Annotated in this window: 18 protein-coding genes; 12 read left to right on the forward strand and 6 right to left on the reverse strand. The window is 64.5% G+C overall.

What is annotated here, in order from left to right; all coding sequences use genetic code 11:
- Nucleotides 1-5: 5 nt before the first annotated feature.
- The 10 genes from tssE (at nucleotide 6) to ACL9RJ_RS20520 (ending at nucleotide 14,234) form a co-directional block, all read left to right on the forward strand.
- Nucleotides 6-530, forward strand: coding sequence for a type VI secretion system baseplate subunit TssE (gene tssE, locus ACL9RJ_RS20475; protein ID WP_218169290.1), 525 nt, complete (start codon nucleotides 6-8; stop codon nucleotides 528-530).
- Complete coding sequence (tssF, locus tag ACL9RJ_RS20480) at nucleotides 527-2,386, forward strand: type VI secretion system baseplate subunit TssF (RefSeq protein ID WP_177087260.1); 1,860 nt, start codon at nucleotides 527-529, stop codon at nucleotides 2,384-2,386. The genes tssE and tssF overlap by 4 nt, the downstream gene beginning before the upstream one ends.
- Entirely contained in the window at nucleotides 2,350-3,402 is a 1,053-nt protein-coding gene (gene tssG, locus ACL9RJ_RS20485) for a type VI secretion system baseplate subunit TssG (RefSeq protein WP_422765604.1), read from the forward strand. Before tssF ends, tssG begins: the two co-directional genes overlap by 37 nt.
- Nucleotides 3,395-6,073: a type VI secretion system ATPase TssH gene (gene tssH, locus ACL9RJ_RS20490; RefSeq protein WP_177128163.1), complete on the forward strand. Its 2,679-nt coding sequence runs from the start codon at nucleotides 3,395-3,397 to the stop codon at nucleotides 6,071-6,073. The genes tssG and tssH overlap by 8 nt, the downstream gene beginning before the upstream one ends.
- A 140-nt stretch (nucleotides 6,074-6,213) precedes the next feature.
- Nucleotides 6,214-8,148, forward strand: a complete 1,935-nt coding sequence (locus tag ACL9RJ_RS20495) for a type VI secretion system tip protein VgrG (RefSeq protein WP_017125583.1) — start codon at nucleotides 6,214-6,216, stop codon at nucleotides 8,146-8,148.
- 15 nt (nucleotides 8,149-8,163) lie between these two features.
- Nucleotides 8,164-8,589: a DcrB-related protein gene (locus tag ACL9RJ_RS20500; protein WP_017125584.1), complete on the forward strand. Its 426-nt coding sequence runs from the start codon at nucleotides 8,164-8,166 to the stop codon at nucleotides 8,587-8,589.
- 3 nt (nucleotides 8,590-8,592) lie between these two features.
- A complete protein-coding gene (locus ACL9RJ_RS20505; protein WP_422765605.1) occupies nucleotides 8,593-13,041 on the forward strand; it encodes an RHS repeat-associated core domain-containing protein in 4,449 nt (1,482 codons plus the stop codon).
- The gene (locus tag ACL9RJ_RS20510; protein WP_017125585.1) at nucleotides 13,042-13,446 is read left to right on the forward strand and encodes an immunity 22 family protein; all 405 of its coding nucleotides are present in this window, start codon (nucleotides 13,042-13,044) and stop codon (nucleotides 13,444-13,446) included.
- A gap of 82 nt (nucleotides 13,447-13,528) precedes the next feature.
- Nucleotides 13,529-13,813, forward strand: coding sequence for a hypothetical protein (locus tag ACL9RJ_RS20515; RefSeq protein ID WP_348529725.1), 285 nt, complete (start codon nucleotides 13,529-13,531; stop codon nucleotides 13,811-13,813).
- Between the two features lie 100 nt (nucleotides 13,814-13,913).
- Nucleotides 13,914-14,234 carry a hypothetical protein gene (locus ACL9RJ_RS20520; RefSeq protein ID WP_244861801.1) on the forward strand — a complete coding sequence of 107 codons (321 nt, stop codon included), beginning with the start codon at nucleotides 13,914-13,916 and terminating at the stop codon, nucleotides 14,232-14,234.
- 7 nt (nucleotides 14,235-14,241) lie between these two features.
- Here ACL9RJ_RS20520 and ACL9RJ_RS20525 read toward each other — a convergent pair whose 3' ends face one another.
- The 6 genes from ACL9RJ_RS20525 to ACL9RJ_RS20550 form a co-directional block, all read right to left on the reverse strand.
- Nucleotides 14,242-14,775, reverse strand: a complete 534-nt coding sequence (locus ACL9RJ_RS20525) for a hypothetical protein (protein WP_017125588.1) — start codon at nucleotides 14,773-14,775, stop codon at nucleotides 14,242-14,244.
- The gene (locus ACL9RJ_RS20530) at nucleotides 14,772-16,067 is read right to left on the reverse strand and encodes a PAAR domain-containing protein (RefSeq protein WP_017125589.1); all 1,296 of its coding nucleotides are present in this window, start codon (nucleotides 16,065-16,067) and stop codon (nucleotides 14,772-14,774) included. The genes ACL9RJ_RS20525 and ACL9RJ_RS20530 overlap by 4 nt, the downstream gene beginning before the upstream one ends.
- Nucleotides 16,068-16,094: 27 nt before the next feature.
- Nucleotides 16,095-16,529 (reverse strand): DUF1795 domain-containing protein, encoded by a 435-nt coding sequence (locus ACL9RJ_RS20535; protein WP_017125590.1) that lies wholly within the window; start codon nucleotides 16,527-16,529, stop codon nucleotides 16,095-16,097.
- Nucleotides 16,530-16,755: 226 nt separating this feature from the next.
- Nucleotides 16,756-17,031, reverse strand: a complete 276-nt coding sequence (locus ACL9RJ_RS20540) for an HU family DNA-binding protein (protein WP_003213368.1) — start codon at nucleotides 17,029-17,031, stop codon at nucleotides 16,756-16,758.
- A 189-nt stretch (nucleotides 17,032-17,220) separates the two neighbouring features.
- On the reverse strand, nucleotides 17,221-18,369 hold the full coding sequence (locus ACL9RJ_RS20545) for an NAD(P)/FAD-dependent oxidoreductase (protein ID WP_177108477.1): 1,149 nt from the start codon (nucleotides 18,367-18,369) through the stop codon (nucleotides 17,221-17,223).
- A gap of 43 nt (nucleotides 18,370-18,412) precedes the next feature.
- Nucleotides 18,413-18,580 carry a rubredoxin gene (locus tag ACL9RJ_RS20550; protein WP_017125592.1) on the reverse strand — a complete coding sequence of 56 codons (168 nt, stop codon included), beginning with the start codon at nucleotides 18,578-18,580 and terminating at the stop codon, nucleotides 18,413-18,415.
- Between the two features lie 217 nt (nucleotides 18,581-18,797).
- On the opposite strand from ACL9RJ_RS20550, the gene ACL9RJ_RS20555 reads away from it, so the two are divergent.
- Both ACL9RJ_RS20555 and ubiA read left to right on the forward strand, forming a co-directional pair.
- Entirely contained in the window at nucleotides 18,798-19,361 is a 564-nt protein-coding gene (locus ACL9RJ_RS20555) for a chorismate--pyruvate lyase family protein (RefSeq protein WP_017125593.1), read from the forward strand.
- Nucleotides 19,361-20,251, forward strand: coding sequence for a 4-hydroxybenzoate octaprenyltransferase (gene ubiA, locus ACL9RJ_RS20560; RefSeq protein WP_017125594.1), 891 nt, complete (start codon nucleotides 19,361-19,363; stop codon nucleotides 20,249-20,251). The genes ACL9RJ_RS20555 and ubiA overlap by 1 nt, the downstream gene beginning before the upstream one ends.
- Nucleotides 20,252-20,623: the final 372 nt, after the last annotated feature.

Raw genomic sequence — 20,623 nt, forward strand, 5'->3', positions numbered from 1 at the left:
GCGCCATGAGTAGCGTGCCCAGCGACTTCGCCCTGCGCGAACGCCTGCAACCGTCGCTGCTCGACCGGCTGACCGACGACGAACCCGGCCATCTGCAGGAAGGCACGGACAAACGCGTGTTGTCCCTCAGCCAGCTCAAGGCCTCGGTGCTGCGTGACCTGACCTGGCTGCTCAATACCACGTCGCTGCTCGACGCCGACGCCACCGTGCACACCCCGGCGGGCACCTCGGTGATCAACTACGGCCTGCCGGCACTGGCCGGCTACAGTGCCTCGAGCATCGATATCCCGGTACTGGAAAGCCTGATCCACAAGGCCATCGTCACCTTCGAGCCGCGCATCCTGGCCAGCACCTTGCGGGTCCGCGCCCAGGTCGCCTACGGCGAGATGAACCACAATGCCCTGAGCTTCGAGATCGAGGGCGATCTCTGGGCGTTGCCGGCCTCCCTGCCATTGCTGCTGCGCACCGACCTCGACCTGGAGTCCGGCCATGTGCGCGTGGTCCCGGCCGAGCAACGGAGACGTTCATGAACCCGCGCCTGCTCGACCTCTACAACCAGGAACTGCAGCACGTGCGCGAAAGCGCCGCCGAGTTCGCCAAGGAATACCCGAAGATCGCCGGGCGCCTGACGCTGTCCGGGATCGACTGCGCCGACCCCTATGTCGAGCGCCTGCTGGAAGGTTTCGCCTACCTCACCGCGCGGGTGCAGCTCAAGCTCGACGCCGAGTACCCGACCTTCACCCACAACCTGCTGGAAATCGCCTACCCGCACTACCTGGCGCCGACTCCGTCGATGACCGTGGTGCAACTGCAGGCCGATCCCGACGAAGGCTCGCTGGCCGGCGGTTTCACCCTGCCCCGCGACAGCGTGCTGCGCGCCACCCTGGGCAAGGATACCCAGACCTCCTGCGAGTACCGCAGCGCCCATGCCGTGACCTTGTGGCCGCTGCAGGTCAGCCAGGCCGAGTACTTCGGCAATCCTTCGGCAGTGCTCGGGCGCCTGGCCGCCAGTGAGCCGAAAGCCAAGGCCGGCCTGCGCCTGACCCTGCGCACCGGGGCCGAGCTGCCGTTCAACCAGCTCGACCTGGACAGCCTGCCGCTGTATCTCAATGGCGCCGACGAGCAGCCGTTCCGGCTCTACGAGCAACTGCTGGGCAATGCCTGCGCGGTCTTCGCCCGTGCCCCCGGCGGCGACTGGGTAGAACGCCTGCCGCCGGATGCCCTGCGCGCCTGCGGCTTCGATGACCGGGAAGCAGCGATGCCGGTGGTGGCCCAGGCCTTCCAGGGCTATCGGCTGCTGCAGGAATACTTCGCCCTGCCGCAACGCTACCTGTTCGTCGAGTTCGCCGGGCTGGGGCGCGCGGTCAAACGCTGCGCCGGCCAGGAGCTGGAACTGATCGTGCTATTCGAGCGCTTCGACCAGAGTCTGGAAGGCAGCGTCGGCAGCGCGCAGTTCGTGCCCTTCTGCACGCCGGCGATCAACCTGTTTCCCCGTCGCGTGGACCGCATCCACCTTTCCGACCGGGTCAACGAGCACCATGTGATCGCCGACCGCACCCGGCCCATGGACTTCGAGATCCACTCGCTGACCGGCGTCACTGGCCACGGCACCGGGCCCGACCAGCCGTTCCTGCCGTTCTATGCCGTGCGCGATCCGTCCCGCTATGGCCGCGACCAGGCCTACTACACCCTGCGCCGCGAACCACGGGTGCTGTCCAGCGAACAACGGCGCAAGGGCACCCGCTCGACCTATATCGGCAGCGAGACCTTCATCAGCCTGGTGGACAGCCAGCAGGCCCCGTACCGCCACGACCTGCGCCAGCTGGGCGTCAGCGCCCTGTGCACCAACCGCGACCTGCCGCTGTTCATGAACGTCGGCACCGGCAAGAGCGACTTCACCCTGGCCGACAGTGCCCCGGTGTCGGCGGTGCGCTGCCTGGCCGGGCCGAGCCGGCCGCGCGCCAGCCATGCCCATGACAACAAGGCCTGGCGCCTGATCAGCCAGCTGTCGCTGAACTACCTGTCACTCAGCGAACAGGGCCAGGGCGCCGCTGCCCTGCGCGAACTGCTGCGCCTGTACGGCGACAGCAACGACGCCGCCCTGCACTTGCAGATCGAAGGCCTGCGCGAGGTTAGCAGCAAGGCCTGCACCCGGCGCCTGCCGATGCCCGGGCCGATCGTCTTCGGCCGCGGGCTGGAGATCACCCTGGAATTTGACGAGAACGCGTTTCGCGGCACCGGGGTGTTTCTCCTCGGCGCGGTGTTCGAACGTTTCCTGGCACGCTATGTGTCGATCAACAGTTTTACCGAGACGGTGATCCGTACCACCGAACGCGGCGAGATCATGCGATGGAAAGCCAAGCCCGGACGCCGTCCGACCCTGTGAGCACGCTCACGGCGATGCAATCCGAGCCCTGGGAATACGATTTCTTCCAGGCGCTGCGGCGTATCGAGTGCGAATCGCCGCACCTGCCGCGCTTCGGCCATTCGTTGCGCCTGGCGGACGATCCGTTGCGCCTCGGCCAGCAGCTCGATTGTGCCTTCGCCCCGGCGACCCTGGCGTCGATGTCACCGGCCACCGAGACCACGCCGGCACGCCTGGAACAGTTCTTCTTCGGCCTCGGCGGCCCCAACGGCCCGCTGCCGCTGCACCTCACCGAATACATGCGCGAGCGCCAGCGCAATAACGCCGACAGCACCAGCAAGCGCTTTCTCGATGTCTTCCACCACCGCCTGCTGAGTCTGTTCTACCGGGCCTGGGCCGAGGCGCGGCCGACCGTCAGCCACGACCGCCCGGATGATGACTACTGGTCCGCGCGCCTCGCCGCCCTGAGCGGCCGGGGCATGCCCAGCCTGCACAAGCAGGGCTTGATCCCGGATACCGCCAAGCTGCACTTCAGCGGCCACCTCGCCGCGCAGACCCGCTATCCGGACGGCCTGAAGGCGATCCTCAGCGAGTATTTCGGCCTGCCGGTGGAAATCGAGGAATACGTCGGCCAGTGGCTGGAGCTGCCGGAACGCAGCCGGGTCGGGGTCAGCGCCCACCAGCTGGGCGTGGACTTCTGCCTCGGGCGCCACGTCTGGGATCGCCAGCACAAGTTCCGGATCCGCTTCGGCCCGCTGAAGCTCGATGAATACATGGGCCTGCTGCCCGACGGCGAACCCTTCCGTCATCTGGTGGCCTGGGTCGCCGAATACCTGGGACACGAGCTGGACTGGGACCTGAACCTGGTCCTCGAACAGCCCGAAGTCCCCAGGTTGCAACTCAACGGCCGGTTCCGCCTGGGCTTCAACACCTGGGTCGGCCAACCCCGAGACGATGCCAGGGACCTGATCCTGGCCCGGCATTACGCCGAACACGCCACACCAGCCCACCACTCAAGGAGCACAGAGCATGGGTGAAATCAGTCGCGCCGCGCTGTTCGGCAAACTCAACAGCGTCGCCTACAAGGCCATCGAGGCCGCCACGGTCTTCTGCAAGCTGCGGGGCAATCCCTATGTGGAACTCGCCCACTGGTTCCACCAGCTGCTGCAATTGCAGGACTCGGACCTGCACCGGCTGGTGCGCCAGTTCAACCTCGAACCGGCGCGCCTGGCCCGCGACCTGACCGAGGCGCTGGACCGCCTGCCCCGTGGCTCGACCTCGATCACCGACCTGTCGTCCCATGTCGAGGAAGCCGTGGAGCGCGGCTGGGTCTACGGCAGCCTGATGTTCGGCGAGAGCCAGGTGCGCACCGGCTACCTGGTGCTCGGTATCCTCAAGACCCCGAGCCTGCGCCATGCGCTGCTGGGATTGTCGACGGAGTTCGACAAGATCAAGGCCGAGGCCCTGAGCGAACGTTTCGACGAATATGTCGGTGACTCGCCGGAAAACAATCTGGTCGCCAGCGACGGCTTCAATGCCGCTGCCGTGCCGGGCGAAGCCAGCGGTGCCATGGCCCCGAGCGCCATGGGCAAGCAGGAAGCCCTCAAGCGTTTCACCGTCGACCTGACCGAACAGGCCCGCAGCGGCAAGCTCGACCCGATCGTCGGCCGTGACGAGGAGATCCGCCAGCTGGTGGATATCCTCATGCGCCGGCGCCAGAACAACCCGATCCTCACCGGCGAAGCCGGGGTCGGCAAGACCGCCGTGGTCGAGGGCTTCGCCCTGCGCATCGTCGCCGGCGACGTACCGCCGGCCTTGAAGGATGTCGAGCTGCGCAGCCTCGATGTCGGCCTGCTGCAGGCCGGCGCGAGCATGAAGGGCGAGTTCGAACAACGCCTGCGCCAGGTCATCGAAGACGTCCAGGCCTCGCCCAAGCCGATCATCCTGTTCATCGACGAAGCCCACACCCTGGTTGGTGCCGGTGGCGCCGCCGGCACCGGCGACGCGGCCAACCTGCTCAAGCCCGCCCTCGCCCGCGGCACCCTGCGTACCGTGGCCGCCACCACCTGGGCCGAGTACAAGAAGCACATCGAGAAAGACCCGGCGCTGACCCGCCGCTTCCAGGTGGTGCAGGTCGCCGAGCCCTCGGAAGACAAGGCCCTGCTGATGATGCGCGGCGTCGCCTCGACCATGGAAAAACACCACCAGGTGCAGATCCTCGACGAAGCGCTGGAGGCCTCGGTCAAGCTGTCCCATCGCTATATCCCGGCGCGGCAGCTGCCGGACAAGTCCGTCAGCCTGCTGGACACCGCCTGCGCGCGGGTCGCCATCAGCCTGCACGCGGTGCCGGCGGAAGTCGATGACAGTCGCCGACGCATCGAGGCCCTGGAAACCGAGCTGCAGATCATTGCCCGCGAACACGCCATCGGCATCGATACCGGCGCCCGCCAGAACAACAGCGAGACCTTGCTGGGCAACGAGCGCGAGCGCCTGGCCGAACTGGAAAGCCGCTGGGCCGAAGAAAAAGGCCTGGTGGACGAACTGCTCGCCACCCGCGCCGAGCTGCGCGAAAGCGTCGGCGTGGTCGACAGCGAGGCCGGCACCGAACAGGGCCACGCCCTGCGGGAAAAGCTGGTCGACCTGCAACAGCGCCTCAGTGCCCTGCAAGGCGAAACCCCGCTGATCCTGCCGACCGTGGACTACCAGGCGGTGGCCTCGGTCGTGGCCGACTGGACCGGCATTCCGGTGGGCCGCATGGCCCGCAACGAACTGGAAACCGTGCTCAACCTCGACCAGCACCTGCAAAAGCGCATCATCGGCCAGGACCATGCCCTGCGGATGATCGCCAAGCGCATCCAGACCTCCCGCGCCGGCCTCGACAACCCGAGCAAGCCGATCGGCGTGTTCATGCTCGCCGGCACCTCCGGCGTGGGCAAGACCGAAACCGCCCTGGCCCTGGCCGAAGCCATGTACGGCGGCGAGCAGAACGTCATCACCATCAACATGAGCGAGTTCCAGGAAGCCCACACCGTCTCGACCTTGAAGGGCGCCCCGCCGGGTTATATCGGCTATGGCGAAGGCGGCGTGCTGACCGAGGCCGTGCGGCGCAAGCCCTACAGCGTGGTGCTGCTGGACGAGGTGGAAAAAGCCCACCCGGACGTGCACGAGATCTTCTTCCAAGTCTTCGACAAGGGCGTGATGGAGGACGGCGAAGGCCGGGTGATCGACTTCAAGAACACCCTGATCCTGCTCACCACCAACGCCGGCACCGAGCTGATCTCGCACCTGTGCAAGGACGCCAGCAACGTGCCGGACCCGGAAGAGATCGCCAAGGCGCTGCGCCAGCCGTTGCTGGAGATCTTCCCGCCGGCGCTGCTCGGGCGCCTGGTGACCATTCCGTACTACCCGCTCAGCGACAGCATGCTCAAGGCGATCACCCGCCTGCAGCTGGGCCGCATCAAGAAGCGCGTGGAGAGCACGCACAAGGTCGCCTTCGACTTCGACGACGCGGTGGTCGACCTGATCGTCTCGCGCTGCACCGAGACCGAAAGCGGCGGGCGGATGATCGATACCATCCTGACCAACAGCCTGCTGCCGGACATGAGCCGCGAATTCCTCACGCGCATGCTCGAAGGCAAGGCCCTGGCAGGCGTGCGGATCAGCGAGCGGGATAACGAGCTGCACTACCAGTTCAGCGACGCAACTTGACTACGCCATAACCTGTAGGAGCTGGCTTGCCAGCGATGATAGCGACACGGTGTCCTTCCAGACCGCATCGCCTGGATCGCCAGCAAGCCGGCTCCTACAAGTGTGTAGCGCTCCATCTATCGCATTCAACGAGATAATCGATGCAATTCACACAAGCCACCCGCCTGGCCCAGATCAACAGCCCACTCGGGCCGGACGTGCTGTTGCTCAAGGATTTCGGCGGCGGTGAGGAACTGGGTCGGCTGTTCGACTACGAATTGCACCTGACCTCCAGCGACGGCGCCATCGACCTGAACCAGTTGCTGGGCAAGCCCATGAGCCTCACCCTGCAATTGCAGGGCGGCGGCGCCCGGCATTTCCACGGCATCGTCGCGCGCTGCAGCCAGAATGTCAGCCAGGGCCAGTTCGCCAGCTACTCGGTGACCCTGCGCCCCTGGCTCTGGCTGCTGACCCGGACCTCCGACTGCCGGATCTTCCAGCACCAGAGCATCCCGCAGATCATCAAGCAGGTGTTCCGCGACCTCGGCTTCTCCGACTTCGAGGATGTCCTCAGCCAGCCCTACCGCGAGTGGGAATACTGCGTGCAGTACCGCGAGAGCAGCTTCGATTTCGTCAGCCGGCTGATGGAACAGGAAGGCATCTACTACTACTTCCGCCATGAAAAGGATCGCCACGTACTGGTCCTGGCCGACGCCTACGGCGCGCACCACCCGGCGCCGGGCTACGAGTCGCTGCCCTACTATCCGCCGGACGGCCAGCATCGCGAGCGCGACCACCTCAATGGCTGGCACCTGGCCCAGGAAGTCCAGCCGGGCTCGCTGGAACTCAACGACTACGACTTCCAGCGCCCCAGCGCGCGGATCGATGTGCGCTCGGCCATGCCGCGCCCGCACACCGCCGGTGACTATCCGCTCTACGACTACCCCGGCACCTATGTGCAGAGCCAGGACGGCGAGCACTACGCCCGCACGCGCATCGAAGCCATCCAGAGCCTGCATGAGCGCGTCGAGCTCAACGGCAACGCCCGCGGCGTCGGGGCCGGGCACCTGTTCAGCCTGACCGGCTTCGGCCGCCAGGACCAGAACCGCGAGTACCTGATCGTCGGCGCCCGTTACTACATCGCCCAGGAAAACCTCGAATCCGGCGCCACTGCGGCCGGCGCGCAGTTCGAAAGCAGCCTGACCTGCATCGACGCGCAGCAGAGCTTCCGTCCGCTGGCGAACACCACGCGGCCCATCGTCAAGGGCCCGCAGACCGCGGTGGTGGTCGGTCCAGCCGGCGAAGAGATCTGGACCGACCAGTTCGGCCGGGTCAAGGTGCACTTCCACTGGGACCGTCACGACCAGTCCAACGAGAACAGCTCCTGCTGGATCCGCGTGTCGCAAGCCTGGGCCGGCAAGAACTGGGGCTCGATGCAGATTCCGCGGATCGGCCAGGAAGTCATCGTCAGCTTCCTCGAGGGCGATCCCGACCGGCCGATCATCACCGGCCGGGTCTACAACGCCGAGCAGACGGTGCCCTACGACCTGCCCGCCGCGGCGACCCAGAGCGGCATGAAAAGCCGTTCGAGCAAGGGCGGCACGCCGGCGAACTTCAACGAAATCCGCATGGAGGACAAGAAGGGCGCCGAGCAGTTGTATATCCATGCCGAGCGCAACCAGGACATCGTGGTCGAGGTCGATGAAAGCCACTCGGTGGGCCATGACCGCAACAAGCGCATCGGCCACGACGAAACCGTGCTGATCGGCAACAACCGGGTGCGCATCGTCAAGCAGCAGGACGTGTTGGCGGTGGGCCAGAGCAAGACCGACAGCATCAGCCAGAGCTACCTGATCGAGGTGGGCGAGAACCTGCGCCTGGTCTGCGGAGCCAGCGTGCTGGAGCTCAACGCCAGCGGCCAGATCAACCTCTGCGGCGTGCAGATCAGCTTCCATGCCAGCGGCGATGCGCAGTTCAACACCGGCGGCGTCCTGCACCTCAACAATGGCAAGGGCGCCGACGCCGCGCCCGACGGCGACGGCATGAAAGGCACGATTGACGCCAAGGTGGCGTCCGCCTTCCCCGCGCCCAAATAAGGAGCATTGCCTGCCATGACCTACCGAATCAACGAACTCCAGTTCCAGCTGCCGAACAGCGAATTGCTGGATGCCTCGATCAATATCCTCAAGTTCCCCGAGCTGGGGACCTCGCTGATCGTCAGTCGCAGCGTGCTGGCCGAAGGCGAGGACCTGCGCGGCAATTTCGACACCCAGCTCAAGCGCCTGGAGCAGCAGGTCCAGGAGCTGCGTTACCAGCCGCGCCAGGATGTGCGGCTGGGGGCGGACCAGTCCATCGACGCCATCGAATTGCGCAGCCAGTTCAGCAAGGGCACGGAGAAAGTCTTCCAGTTCCAGCTGGCGTTCGTGCCTCCCGGCACGCGCAAGATGATCGCCCTCAGCTACGTCAAGGCGCAGCCCCTGGGCGATGCCGAAACCGCGCACTGGGCCACGCTCAAGCACAGCCTGACGCTGACCTGACGGATGTCTGACGCGCTCTGGGCGGCCCGACTGGGAGATGGGCTGGAACACACCTCGGTGATGGCCGACATCCTCGGCGGCGTGCTGGAGGTGGCGGCCAACGTCGCCATCGGCGCACTGGCGACGGCGGCGGTGGTCGCAGCGACCGGCATCACGGTGGCCACCGGCGGCCTGGGCGCCTGCCTGCTGGGAGCGGTGGTCGGGGTGATCGTCGGCGTGGTCATGAGCAAGACCGGCGCCGACAAGGGCCTGAGCAGTATGTGCGAGGGCATCGGCAATGCGTTGTTCCCGCCCACGGTACAGGCGACGATCCTGACCGGTTCCACCAACACCCTGACAAACTCCATTCCCGCCGCGCGGGCAGCCGGCACGGCCCCTCCCCCGGCCCCGGCCGGCGGCGCGCCCCACAGCGAGAGCGCCGCCCCCGCCGAGGAAGAAGCGCCGGCCGCGGAAGGCCCCGGTTTCCTCGATATGGCCAAGGGTTTCTTCTCGCAGATGTGGCGTCCCACCGTCGCCAGCCCGGGCCCCGGCACAGAGCCCAAGCCGCTGGACCTGGTCACCTGCATGAAGCATCCGCCGATGCCACCGCAGTTTCTCGCCGAAGGTTCGGAGAAAGTCAGCATCAACGGCCAGCCGGCCATACGCAGCGGCGACCGCAGCACCTGCGATGCCAAGGTGGTAGCGTCCGGCATGGTGTCCTCGAACGTGACCATCGGCGGCGGCTCGGTGGTGGTGCGCGAGATCCGCAGCGGCAAGACGCCGGGCATCGGCCTGGCGATCACCGTGCTGATGATGCTCAAGGGCGGCAAGGGGAATTTCCGCGCCAATCTTCCCTGCATGTTGCTGGCGGGGGTCAATTCGTTTGTCACGAGCCAGGTGATCGGTGCGGTCACCCAGGCCATCGCCGGCTCGCCCAACCCGGTGCACGCCGCTACGGGAGCCAAGGTACTGGGTGCTGACGAGGAGCTGGATTTCGTCTTGCCGGGCGTGCTGTCCATCGATTGGCAACGGTTCTACAACAGCTGTGACGAGCGCCGAGACGGTCTGCTGGGCGCTGGCTGGAGCGTGCCCTATGAAATCAGCGTACGCATCGAGCCGCACCCCGAAGGCGGTGAGTGCCTGATCTATACCGACGAGCAGGGCCGTCGTATCGACATGGGCTCGATCCCACTCGGCGGCGCGGTGTTCAGTCCTGGCGAAGGCCTGGCCGTGCGCCGTAACGGCAACGGGCAATTGCTGATCGAGAGCGATGACGGGCTGTATCGGCTGTTCGAACCGACCCTCGCGGATCCATCGTTGCTGCGCCTGAGCCAGTTGGGCGACCGCAACGACAACCGCATCTATCTCGACTACAGCGAGGCGGGCGCGCTGATCCGCTTGCGCGACACCTTCGACCAGGTCCAGGTGGAGCTGATCTACAGCGCCCGCTGGCCACGACGTGTTAGCCAGATCGAACGCCTCTATCCGGACCAGATACGTGAAATGCTGGTCAGTTACGAGTACGACCACAATGGCGACCTGGCTGAAGTTCGCGACGCACTCGGCCAGGTGCAGCGACGCTTCGCCTATGACGAAAACCGGCGGATGGTCGAACATCAACTGCCCACCGGATTGCGTTGTTTCTATCAGTGGGCGCTGGTCGACCACCGCGAATGGCGGGTGATCCGCCATTGGACCGACGAGGGTGACGAGTACCTGTTCGACTACGATCTGGACAACGGCATCACGCGCGTCACCGATGGCTTGCGGCGCATCAGTACCCGCCACTGGAACCCGCAGCACCAGATCACCGGATACACCGACAACCTGGGACAGACCTGGCAATTCGAATGGAACGACGAACGTCAGTTGCTCGGTGCCACCGATCCCCAGGGCGGGCAATATCAGTACAGCTATGACGAAGCCGGCAATCTCAGCGGCACCGTCGATCCGCTGGGGCGCAGCGAGTCGACCCTGTGGCTGGAACACTGGGCATTGCCACTGGTGGAAACCGATAGCGCCGGCAACAGCTGGCAGTACCAGTACGACCCGCGCGGCAACTGCACCCACGAAATCGACCCACTGGGACAGGTCACCCGCTACCGCTACGACAATCGCGGCCAGGCGGTGGAAATCATCGATGCCAGCGGCAAGAGCAAGACCCTGCAATGGAACGATCTCGGGCAACTGACCGAGCATGTCGATTGCTCCGGCTATGCGACCCGCTTCGGCTACGACCGGCGCGGCTATCTGCACGTGGTCATCGACGCCCTCGGCGAACGAATGACCTACCAGCACGACGCACAAGGTCACCTGTTGCAGAGCACGTTGCCGGACGGTCGCGTCGAACAGTACCTGCGCGATAGCAGCGGACAGCTGACCGGCCATGTCGATCCGGCCGGACACACCACCGCTTATCAGTACGACCGGCGCGGCCAGGTCCGCCAGCGCATCGACGCATTGGGTCGGCAGGTGCAGTTCGGGTATGACGCCTATGGCCGCTTGCAGGCGCTGACCAACGAGAATGGTGAGAGCTATCGCTTTCTCTGGGATGCCAATGATCGCCTGATCGAGCAACAGGACCTCGACGGCAGTGGCCGGCGTTATGCCTATGACGCACTGGATAACGCGACCCGTATCGAATACGTCCCGGCGCCCTTTGGCAATGGCCTGGCCGTGGTTCCCAGCGCACCGGTCAAGCCCATTGTCCATCAGTTGGAGCGCGACGCGGTCGGACGGCTGGTCGCCAAGATCACCGATGACGGGCACACCGAATATACCTACGACCCCGTCGACCAGCTGACCGCCGTGGTGTTCAGCGACAAGGAGGGCAACGAGCACAAGCTCGGTTTCGCCTACGATGCCCTCGGCCAGTTACTGGAAGAACTGAGCACGGCGGGCAGCCTGCGGCATCACTATGACGAGTTGGGCAACCTGGTCCAGACGCAGTTGCCCGACGGACGCTGGGTCAATCGCCTGTACTACGGCAGCGGCCACCTGCACCAGCTCAACCTCGACGGCCAGGTGATCAGCGACTTCGAACGCGACCGCCTGCATCGCGAAGTGCTGCGTACCCAGGGCCAGATCAGCACCCGCAGCGACTACGACCGCAGCGGTCGGCTGCGTTCCCGGATGCGCCGCCCCGCCGGCCCGCCCACGGCAATGCCGGCACCGGCCCAGAAGCATTTCGACTACGACCCCGCCGACAACCTGATCGGTCGCCTCGATCAACAGCCACGGGGCGACCATCGCCAGCTCCTGCACTACGACGCCACCGGGCGCATCCTCGCCAGCCAGGACAACATCCAGGGCCAGAGCGAGACCTTCGCCTACGACGCCGCCGCCAACCTGCTCGACGGCCCGCAACAAGGCGCGGGCCTGGTGGTGCACAACAAGCTGCTGACCTACCAGGACAAGCGCTACCGCTACGACGCCTTCGGGCGGATGATCGAAAAGCGCAGTGGCAGCCGGCTCGTGCAACGCTTTGCCTATGACGCCGAACATCGCCTGATCGAAGTACACAACCAGAATGGCGTACGCGAAACCGTTGTGCGCATGACCTATGACCCGCTGGGCCGGCGTATCGGCAAGAGCGAGCACGACAGCAATGGCTATCCGTTGGGCGAGACACGTTTTACCTGGGATGGCCTGCGCCTGTTGCAGGAGCATCGCAATAGCCAGACCAGCCTGTACCTGTATGCCGATAACGGTTATGAACCGCTGGCCCGAGTCGATGGCCTGGGGGCGCAGCAAAAGGTGCGCCATTACCACAACGACCTCAACGGGCTGCCGGAACAACTGACGGAAAACGACGGGCAGACGGTATGGCAGGCACGCTACAAGGTCTGGGGCAACACCCTGGAGGAAGTGCGCGAGCCGTACTATATCGAGGAACAGAACCTGCGCTTCCAGGGCCAGTACCTGGACCGGGAGATCGGGCTGCACTACAACACGTTCCGGTTCTATGATCCGGATGTGGGGCGGTTTACTACGCCGGATCCGATTGGGTTGATCGGCGGTTTCAATCTTTACCAGTATGCTCCGAACCCACTGACCTGGTCAGATCCTCTGGGATGGGCGCCCTGGGCGAATGGAAAGTTCGATGAGTGGTTCAACACCGCATCGGTCAAAGATATCAGCAGCAACAAGGAGTCGGTAAGCGCAGCCCTGCGCGGGGCCGGTGGAAAACATGAGATGTTCCCCGTGTCGCTTGCGGCCAAGGCCAAGGAGCTGGGCTTTACCGCTCAAGAGTTGAAAAAATACGTGGTCGACACCGACAGGATTACCTTTACTAACGTTACGGACTCAAAAGGCAGACCCGTACCGGATGGTGGCCATCACGGCAGCCGTGCCGGCAGGCACTTCCACAACAAATTGATTGCCGAGCTGGAAACGGCCACGAGCAAACGGCAGGCCAAAGTGATTATCGCCAGGAATCATAGAAACCATATGAAACTGAGTAGGTGCTTATAAATGTCAAATGAAAACAACAATGTCCATGTCTGGATAGGCAGCAACTTTTCGCCGGAAGCGGAGTACATGGCGTACTTCAAGCTGGATTATTCTGTTGAAGGTGACTTTGACGATCCAAACTACAAACTCTGCGGTTTCTGCAAAGACATCGGCACCCGTTGGTATGACGAAGACTTCATTGGCATCATCCCACGCTGTGACAGCGAAGTTTCGCTGGATGAGATCCTGGTCGAAGCTGCCGTCGATCAAGACGATCTACCTCTGGTAAAAGCTCGCTGCGATGCCCTGGGAATCAAGAAAGCCAATGCCATCTTCTGGTACCAGGATGCAGATCTGGTCCTCAAGCAACCCATCAAGGACAGCTATAACGGCTTGAAATACATTGGTCTGTTCCAGGGTGATTAAAGCAACCCGCCATAAGCTGCTGGCTTTGTCGCTATGCGTGATATGCGCGCCCGCAAGCGCGGCAACCTGGCAGATCTGCCGTATGGAACTACGCATCACCGAGTTAGTGAAACAACCGTACCCGCAGCTACAGGCCCGAATCCTGGCAGTAAGCCCGAAATCGGCTACGGCAGAATGCCCGGAGCAAGGCACGAGCATCACCTTCACCCCGGAAACGAGCGACTATCAGGCCACGCTGCCGCGCAAACGGTGGCCCGGCAAAGGCCAGTCGGTACGTGTCGACTACCGGTATCTGGATGGTATCTGCAAGGGCGATGGCAAGGAGTATGCGTGCCGTATCAGGCACTATCCGGTAGTGGGCCGATAGGTCGGGCTGGAATCGGTGCTGCCGACAGATACCTGAACGACTCCGTAACCGTGGTCTATCCTTCAACCGTCACCAGGATCGTCAACAGGGGAGATGGCGAATGGATGCACGAGAAAGAGCGTTGATGCGGGCCAGCGTGGCGCTGGGGTTGCTGGTCAGCACGTTGAAGAAGCATGACCTTGGCGCCCCGCTGTCCCTGGATGATCCCCTGCTCAGGGACATGCTCGCCCAGCTTCAGGAAAACCTGCGCGAAGCCGAGGCCAACCACGCGGTGTCCAGCGCCATGGCCCCGCTGAACAAGGCCTTCGCCCAGGGCACGCTGCTCAATGCCAGCAACGTCGGCACCCTGCTCAATCACCTGAAGAAGGTCGACGCCCTGCTCAAGGATGCCGGCCACTCCGCGCCGGCCATGAGCGCCTAGCGCAGGCTCAGGCGTTGGCCGGAACGAAGTCCGGACCACCCAGCTTGTCCCGCACCATCAGCGCCGAGCGCATCAACGGGGTCCACATGCCATCCGGGCTGTTCCAGGCCGCGCCCGCCCAGCGGGTATCGGCCACCAGGTCGGCCTTGCGGCTTTCCAGTTGGCGCCTGAGCGCCACGGCGACGCTGCCCAGGTCGACATCGAACAGATCGCCATAGGGCCCCTGCGGCTGCTTGCGTTGCTTGTCCTGGCAGAAGCGGTAGTACCAGACCCAGTCATGGGCGATATAGATCGCCCGGTTGCGGTCCGGATAGGTCGCCAGGATCGTCAGCAACGCGGCCACGAAGCGGGTCGCGAAGCTCGCATCATGGGTCTGGCGCCAGTACGGCAGGATCAACTGGTCGAAGGCCGCCACCACATTCTGTGGCTCATCGTTGTCGACCTTGGCCTCGAGGAAGTAGAACGGCTCGCCCACCAGGAACTTGTCCAGTTCGTCATTGGCCAGTGCCAGCAGCAGCACGTTGTCTTGCGGGTTGCTCATTGGATTCTCACTACATCGTGGGTCGACATCAGGGCGTCGACGTCATTACCGTGGAAGATCGGCACATTATCCAGCACCGCCTCCTGCCTGCCACCGGGATGGGTCAGGCCGCCCGGGCGCCACAGCGAGTTGGCGCCACCTTCGTTGCCGCTGGGCATCACCACCTTGGGGTTGTCCAGGCTCACCATGTAGATGTCCTTGCCCACCAGCGATCCCGGATCGTAACCCAATGCCGTCTCCAGCACCGAGACGTCACCGGTCTTCTTGTACTCGGCCACCACGGCGTTGAGATCGGACTTGGCCATGACGAACTTGTTCGGGTTGAACGAAGTGTACTTGGGGTTGGCGATGTCGTCGGGGGTGAACAGGAAGCCGCCGCCCTCGTCGGCGAACACCTTGAGGTGCTTGTCGACGTAAGCGCCATCGAGATAGTCGCTCGCCGGCGGCCGGCTGCCCTTGGGCAGCGCCATGATATCGGCCTCGGTCATGCCCGTCTTGTAGACCGCCGCGCGCGGCTCGGGCGTCTTGCCGATCCGCGCCATCTTCGGTCCCAGGCCCAACAGCGCCATGCCCGCGACACCCTGCAACAGGTCGCGGTAACCCGGCCCCAGGCGATCGCCCAGGTCACCCAGCAAGGCCATGCCGCCCATCATCGCCCCGCCGATCACCACGAAACCGGCAAAGGCCGCGGCGCCGGCCATCGCCGCCAGCACCGCCGCCGCGCCCAGGGCCACCAGGCCAAGGGCTTCGAGACCGGTGTGCAACCAGCTTTCCAGATCGAGAACAAACGCCACGGCAATCGTCGGCCCGCCGATAAAGGTATTCGGGCTGCCGCTCTTGATATGCGCCCCGCAGACCATCTTGCTCTGCAGCCGCGCCGCCGGCTTGCCGTTGATATAGACCGAGGCGCTGCCTTCGGCGATCAGCACCGGAAACGGCCAGGTCGAATGGTTCATCGGCAGCCCCGAGCAGGTGGCTGACACATCGATCCCGGCGCGCATCGCGTTGCGCGTATTGATGTAGACGTTCAGGCTGCCCATGATCAACGCCCCGGTCGTCGGCTCGGGCAGGTTGAAGATGGTATTCAGGCCCTTGATGATCTGGAACATCGACAGGCCGCCCGCCGCGATCGAACCGGCCATGATCGCCAGCGCCGCACCGCCGGTGGCCACGGTGGCGGCCACCACCGCGGCGCCGATCAGGGCACCGGCCACCGCGCCCGCGACCATCGCGGCCACGCCAAAACCGTGGGCTATCTCATCGCCGAGGCGGGCAGCGGCCAATACATCCATGGCGTTATCGTCGTCCCGGAAGGCTGGTCAGGCGGTCTGTGGCTGGAGCTTGAGACTCTGCATCGCCGCCTTCCACGCCGGCTCGTGGTACACGAGGTCGTCCGGCGTGGTGGTCAGGGTGGTGATCAGCACCACGGGTTTGCGGTCGATAAAGACCTGGCGCAGCATCAGCTCGCGGCCCTCGCGTTGCCAGCTGTAATCGAGCAGCGCGGCGGCATGCTCATGCAGCACGAAGTCCCAGCGCTTGACCAGGTTGAAGCCCGGCAACTGCTGCTCGGCACTTTTCAACTGGGCAGCGACATAGTCGGCGAACACCGCATCGCCCCGGCTCGGATCACGACTGATGACAAAACTGGCTTCCCTGGCACCGCCCACGGCGGGCAGCTTGAAGATATTGATGCTCTGATCCTGCCAGGTATCGGGGATCTCGAGATCGGCTTCCTGAAGACGGTATGCGGTCATGGTACGGGGCGCTTTCCATGCAGATGAGTGACGCGATGGGCCGCAAATCTTCAAGCAATAACTGGTAACAATCAAGGTGCGCCGACCAGGCATTCACCGGGTCATGACGTCGCTCTCATTTTTGCCGGCAGATCGAAGCCGCGGGCAATAAAAATGGGCACCCGATCCCATCGGTGTGCCCATTTTCCTGTAGCGCTCCCCTTGCTCCGGGAGTCCAGCCTGGTGCTTACGGGTTGACGCTATCTTTGAGCGACTTGCCCGGTTTGAAGGCAACGGTATTGCTGGCCTTGATTTTCACCGGCTCGCCGGTTTGCGGGTTCTTGCCGGTGCGGGCACCGCGATGACGCTGCAGGAAAGTGCCGAAACCCACCAGGGTGACGCTGTCTTTGCGGTGCAGCGCGCCGGTGATTTCTTCGAGAACGGCGTTGAGAACGCGGTTGGCCTGTTCTTTGGTGAGATCCGCTTTTTCAGCGATTGCAGCGGCGAGTTCTGGTTTACGCATAAGTGAAGCCTCTTTGACGGTTTTTTGTTGTTATGTCCGTGCTGTTCTTCCGGAACAGCGCCCAAGGCGCCGCAGGCTCTACTCTGCGGCAGACGGGAGTGAGGATGGCACGGCGCCGGGCCCCGCGCCAGTCTGCCAGCGACCTTTAGCAGGGCAAAAGCAGGGTGTTTGCGACAGAACGCCCGCTATTTACGCCAGCAGCGGTGGGAGTTCTTTGTTGAGGGCCAGTTTTTCCATGACCGCACCGCCGGTCAGGGCGTAGCCGAGCAGGCGACCACTGGCATCGCGGCACAATGCCTTGATGTCCGCACCCTGCCCTTCGACCGTCCACACCCCCTCCATTCCCCGTGGTGGTGGCGAAACGACCAGCGGGCAGACCGGCGTCTTCACCGTGACGGGCATGGCGCCATAGGTCACCGCGGTGGCGTTGCCGGCCAGGGTCTGGGCCAGGGCGCGGGCACAGCTCATCAGCGGCATGACGTACAGCAGGTTCAGGCCGTCGACCTCGGCGCAGTCGCCCAGGGCATAGATATTGGCGTGGGAGGTTTTCAGCTGGCGGTCCACCACTACCCCACGGTTGACCTGCAAGCCCGCCGCCGCGGCCAGGTCGATGCGCGGGCGCAGGCCGATGGCCGAGACCACCACGTCGCAAACCAGGGTTTCACCGTCGGACAGGTGCGCTTCCAGGTGATCGCCGGCGCGCTGCAGGCGGGTCAGCACCGGACCGAGGTGGAAACGTGCGCCGAGGCCTTCCAGGCCGGCCTGCACCGCTGCCGCCGCCGCTGGATGCAGCAGGGTCGGCATGACCTGTTCGCACGGGGCCACCAGGTCGACTTCGTAGCCGCCGAGGATCAGGTCGTTGGCGAATTCACAGCCGATCAGCCCGGCGCCCAGCAGCAGCACGCGCTTTTTACCGGCGGCGGCGGCACGAAACCGGGCGTAGTCTTCCAGGTCGTTGATCGGGAAGATCGCCTCGGGGGCGTCGCCTTCCACCGGCACCCGCACGGTTTCCGCGCCCCAGGCGAGGATCAGGTCGCGGTAGTTCACCGCTTCTTCGCCGATCCACAGGCGCTTGTGGCCCGGATCGATGCCGCTGATGCGGGTGTGGGTGCGGATCTCGGCCTTGAGCTGCTCGGCCATGGCGCCGGGTTCGGCCATGCTCAGGCCGTCGGCTTCCTTGTTCTTGCCGAAGCCGGTGGACAGCATGGGCTTGGAGTAGGAACGCCCGTCATCGGCGGTGATCAGCAACAGCGGGGTTTCGCCGTCGAGCTTGCGAAACTCCCGGGCCAGGTTGTAGCCGGCCAGTCCGGTGCCGACGATCACGACAGGTGCACTCATTCCTTTCTCCAGATCCATTGAGAGGTGTTTAAAAATTGATCAATCAGGCGATTTCGATCATCTCGAAATCCATCTTGCCGACGCCACAGTCCGGGCACAGCCAGTCTTCCGGAACATCCTGCCAGAGAGTGCCGGGTGCGATGCCGTCATCCGGCCAACCCTCGGCCTCGTTGTAGATCAGGCCGCAGACCACACATTGCCACTTCTTCATTTCGCTACCTTCATTTCAATGCTTCCTCGGTTCCCAGGCGTTTTACGGCGCGGACGATCGATGGGTGCAGCGTTGCCGTCCGGCTCAGGGCGTTTTGTACTGATCGAAGCCGGCAGATGCAAGCACGATCGCTAGCAGTGGCCGCCCAAGCGCTCTAATTGGCCGGACACCCTGTGATAAGCTCGCCGCCTCACTGGCTGCCAATCAACTGCCCATCGTGCCGTACAAAGCCCCATTCCCGGCGTCTCCCACCTGGCTCCCACAGAGCCGGCTGGCGACCCCGCCCGACGCCCACACCCTCGACTGGCTGTTCGACGAGGGCTCGCTGACCCGCCGTCTGACCGGACTTTCCGACAATGCCTTCAGTGTCACGCCGCTGTTCGAAGGCTGGCAACCGCTGCGCGACGACGAGTGCAGTGCCCTGGACCTGCCCGCCGCCAGCCTCGGCTGGGTGCGCGAGGTGTATCTGCGCGGCCATGGCCAGCCCTGGGTGTTCGCCCGCAGCGTGGCGGCGCAGAGCGCCCTGCGGCAAGGCGGACTGAACATGGACGAGTTGGGCAGCCGCTCGCTGGGTGAATTGCTGTTCTGCGACCAGGCATTCGAACGCCAGGCCATCGAGGTCTGCCGCTACCCGGCGCAGTGGTTGCCCACGGAATACCGCGTGGATGACCTCTGGGGCCGGCGCTCACGCTTCAATCGCGGCCCCTTGAGCCTGCTGGTGGCGGAAATCTTCCTGCCGAGCCTGTGGCAGGCCGTGAATGCCGACCGGGAGGCCTGCTGATGTACCTGAACCTGCTCAAGTCCATGAACCGCCTGCACCCACGCGCCTGGGACTTCCTGCAACTGACGCGGATGGACAAGCCCATCGGCATCTACCTGCTGCTATGGCCGACCCTCAGCGCGCTGTGGATTGCCGCCAAGGGCGCGCCATCGCTGAGCCACCTGCTGATCTTCACCTTCGGCGTGGTACTGACCCGGGCGGGCGGCTGCGCGATCAATGATTTCGCCGACCGCAAGGTCGACGGCCACGTCAAGCGCACCGAGCAGCGACCGCTGGCGGCGGGCCGGATCAGCGGCAAGGAAGCGGTGGCGGTGTTCGCCCTGCTGATGGGCATCAGTTTCCTGCTGGTGCTGTGCACCAACGCGACCACGGTCTGGCTGTCCTTCGGCGCGCTGGCCCTGGCGGCCTGCTACCCGTTCATGAAGCGCTACACCTATTACCCGCAGGTGGTGCTGGGGGCGGCGTATTCCTGGGGCATCCCGATGGCGTTCACCGCCCAGGACGGCAACCTGCCCATGGCGGCCTGGCTGCTGTATATCGCCAACCTGATGTGGACGGTGGCCTTCGACACCTATTACGCGATGACCGACCGCGAGGACGACCTGAAGATCGGGGTGAAATCCACCGCCATCCTGTTCGGCGACGCCGACCGGGTGATTATCCTGACCCTGCAGGGCCTGATGCTCGGCTGCCTGCTGCTGGCCGGCGCGCGCTTCGAGCTGGGCGGCTGGTTCCATGCCGGCCTGCTGGTGGCCGCGGCGTGTTTTGCCTGGGAGTTCTGGAGAACCCGCGACCGCGATCCGCAGCGCTGCTTCCAGATGTTCCTGCACAACCACTGGGCCGGGTTGGCGATCTTTATCGGCGTGGTGCTGGATTACGCGCTGCGCTGACCGGCCGGGTCCGAAGGGACACAACCCGACCCGTGGGAGCCGGCTTGCCAGCGAAGACGATGCAAGCTACGCCACCGCTATCGCCAGCAAGCCGGCTCCTACAGGACGGTGTGTCACCGCCGAACATCGTCAAGCCCGGGACCTTGTGGGAGCTGGCTTGCCAGCGAAGACGATGCAAGCTACGCCACCGCTATCGCCAGCAAGCCGGCTCCTACAGGGCGGTGTTTCACCGCCGAATATCGTCAAGCCCGGGACCTTGTGGGAGCTGGCTTGCCAGCGAAGACGATGCAAGCTGCGCCACCGCTATCGCCAGCAAGCCGGCTCCTACAGGACGGTGTGTCACCGCCGAACATCGTCAAGCCCGGGACCTTG

It is taken from the genome of Pseudomonas sp. Mn2068 (assembly GCF_049319725.1).
Classification (GTDB): domain Bacteria; phylum Pseudomonadota; class Gammaproteobacteria; order Pseudomonadales; family Pseudomonadaceae; genus Aquipseudomonas; species Aquipseudomonas gingeri.